Raw genomic sequence first — 3109 nt, 5'->3', positions numbered from 1 at the left:
AGGGGTTAAAACAGCGTTGTAAGCTCTTTAATCTTTTGCTGCAAGATATTTACGGGGAACAGAAAACGATCAAAGACGGCATTATTCCGATGGAAATCATCTATGCTCACGGGGGCTTTATGCGTGAAATGCACGGGATGAAAATACCCTTGAGTATTTACGCAGCCGATATGGCACGGGGGCCGGATGGGAAACTGTGGGTGATCAACGATCGTACGCAAGCGCCATCGGGTTTAGGATATGCGATTGAAAACCGCCTTACGATGAACGCTACAATGCAGGATCTTTTTGAGGGGATTTCGGTTCAGAGGCTGTACGATTTTTTTGAAACGTTTAAATCCCTTTTCCAAAATAACAGCCGAAATTTTGATCCTCTTAATATTCTTTTATCCCCCGGACCGCATAATGAAACCTATTTTGAACATGCTTATCTCAGCTCTTTTTTAGGACTTACCCTCGTTCAAGGGCAGGATTTATTGGCTAAAAATGGAGCCCTCTGGCTTAAAAGCCTCAAAGGGCTTCGTCGTGTCGATACGATTTTACGACGTGTGGATGAAAACTATTGTGATCCGTTGGAACTTCGTTCTGATTCGCAGCTAGGTGTCGCAGGTTTGGTTCAATCGATCAGGTCCGGTGGAGTAGATATGATCAATCCGCTGGGAAGCGGAGTATTGGAAAACCTGGGATTAAACCCTTTTATGCCGCATCTTGCCCGTTATTTTCTCGATGAAGAGCTTATTTTGCCTCAAATCGCTACGTGGTGGTGCGGTCAAGCCAAAGAGTTAGAGTTTGTGTTGGAAAATTTGGAACGTCTCATTCTTAAAACAATCGATCGTGTGGATGAAAAACATACTTTTGTGGGTAAACAACTGAGTAAAAAAGAGCTCAGTAGCCTACGTAAATCGATTCTTGAACAGCCGCATCGTTATGTCGGACAAGAGGAAGTGGAGTTCGCTAATTGCCCTACCTTGATCAAAGAATCGATTGAACCTCGAAAAGCGGTGATTCGTGCATACACAATAACCCAAGAAGATACTTATACTTTGATGCCAGGAGCATTGGTACGGGTTGGAATGAATATCGACTCGCTGATGGTATCCAACCAACTCGGAGGGAGCAGTAAAGATTTATGGGTACTGGGTGAATCACACAGTGTTCCGTTGAGCCCAATATTTCATTCCAATGCCGCTTTTGAAAATTCGTTTGAAAACATTCCAAGCCTTCGGGCGGAAAATCTTTTTTGGTTGGGACGATATTTAATGAGGGCAATCATTACGGCTCGTATGATCCGAACTACGTTGAAATACATGACGAATGCCTCTCGGTATGATCATATTTCAAATCGCCAAACGCAGGAGATGTTGGGTAAAACACTGACCCATGTAACGATGACCTATCCGGGATTTTTGGAAGAAAACAGAGCAATTACACCATTTGATGAAATTGCATCGGTCAGTTTTAATGGGGGACGGGTTGGGAGTTTGGCACAAATAATAACGATGCTCTCTGGCACAAACACGTATGCCAAAAATCTTTTACCTTTGGAAGCCTCCCGTATTTATGAGCACATGAGTCATGAATGGAATCAATTCTGCCGCGAAGAGAAACCGCATCCCCGTTATATGATTCATAACCTTGATAAACTGTTGATGCAGTTAATGGCCTACAAAGAACTTATTCAAGAGAGTTTGTTCGCAGATCAGGGATCGATACTCTATGATATCGGTGCGCGAATAGAGAGATCACAATTGTTGATCTCAAAAGCGAGAAGTTTGCTGACTCCGGCGTATGATGGCGTGAGTGAGTATGAAGTCTTAGAGACATTGCTTGGCACCTGTGAGAGTTTGAACGCTTATCGTGCCCGTTACCGTTCATCCTATGAGATGCGTAACGTCATTGAATTTTTACTGCTGGATATCAATTTCCCTAAATCATTGATCAGCGAGATTGATGGATTGATGAAATTGCTTCCTCAGTTGCCGAAGTTTAAAAATGCTACCTATCTTACAAGGTATGAAGAACCGATTTTTGAGGCATTTTCAATGATACGCTTGAGCAAACCGGATGATCTTGCTGCATTGGCGGAGGATGAATACATTAGAGCTGAGCTTGATACACTGTTGTCACAACTCTCATCCAGATTGCTCCTTGCTTCGGGTGAGTTATCCAAAACTTATTTTGCCCATTATGATGAGTAGCCAATGATTTATACGATTTACCACAGTACCCGATTCGTTTATCAACATGAGGTGGGGTTTAGCCATAACCTCATTCGTCTCCAGCCTAGAGATACTGAAATTCAAAAAGTACTCAATTTTGATCTCACTATTGAGCCTCTCGCCGCTGAGATAGAGTCGTATGACGATTTTTTTGGAAATCACCTTCATCATCTCTTGGTGCGGGAACCTCATACGATACTCAGTGTAGCGGCTCAGTCGCGGGTTGAAATCAATTTTAATTCCTTAGAACGCCTTCAGGAAAATACGCAGAGGGTAATAGCCCTTACCTTTGCGCAGGCACAGGAGCGGATGATGTTTCTCACGCCTGAAATTATCGAAGCAAAACAATTTTTGCTAAAAAGCCCGTTGTTACCGATTGCTTCAGTAGAAATTGTAACGTACGCTTTGGAATCGATTAAACCTGAACGATCTTTATATGAGGGCGTTAGGGAGTTTATGGGGCGAATATTTACGGATTTTTCCTTTGTTAGCGGATTTAGTGATCTCAGTACCCCCGTTGAGACTGTTTTTACGGAGAAAAAAGGGGTGTGTCAAGATTTCGCCCATTTTGCATTGACTGCGTTGCGCGGAGTTGGCTTATGTGTCCGTTATATGAGCGGTTATATTGAGACGACACCATCGGAAGGTTCAGAGAAACTGTTTGGCTCCGATGCATCGCACGCATGGTTCTCCGTCTTTTTCCCAGGATTCGGATGGTTTGATTTTGATCCGACGAACAACATGGCCCCGCTTGATCAACATATCCTTTTAGGATTTGGTCGTGATTATGGAGACATCTCACCAATGCAAGGAGTAGTGAGCGGAAGCGGTTCGAGTCATTTAGGGGTGATGGTGGATGTCTCTTTGGAATAAATTTCCCCGAAACCCTA

At 43.4% G+C, this 3109-nt stretch carries 2 protein-coding genes; both read left to right on the top strand.

Annotated elements, in window-relative coordinates; translation table 11 throughout:
- On the top strand, nt 1-2198 hold a 2198-nt coding region (locus tag A3G19_RS10315; RefSeq protein WP_294872627.1), incomplete at its 5' end, for a circularly permuted type 2 ATP-grasp protein.
- Nucleotides 2199-2201: 3 nt separating this feature from the next.
- Nucleotides 2202-3092: a transglutaminase family protein gene (locus A3G19_RS10310; protein ID WP_294872625.1), complete on the top strand. Its 891-nt coding sequence runs from the start codon at nt 2202-2204 to the stop codon at nt 3090-3092.
- The last annotated feature ends 17 nt before the right edge of the window (nt 3093-3109 follow it).

The sequence above is a fragment of the Sulfuricurvum sp. RIFCSPLOWO2_12_FULL_43_24 genome, from assembly GCF_001829605.1.
Classification (GTDB): domain Bacteria; phylum Campylobacterota; class Campylobacteria; order Campylobacterales; family Sulfurimonadaceae; genus Sulfuricurvum.
This window is presented reverse-complemented; position numbering and strand designations above follow the sequence as displayed.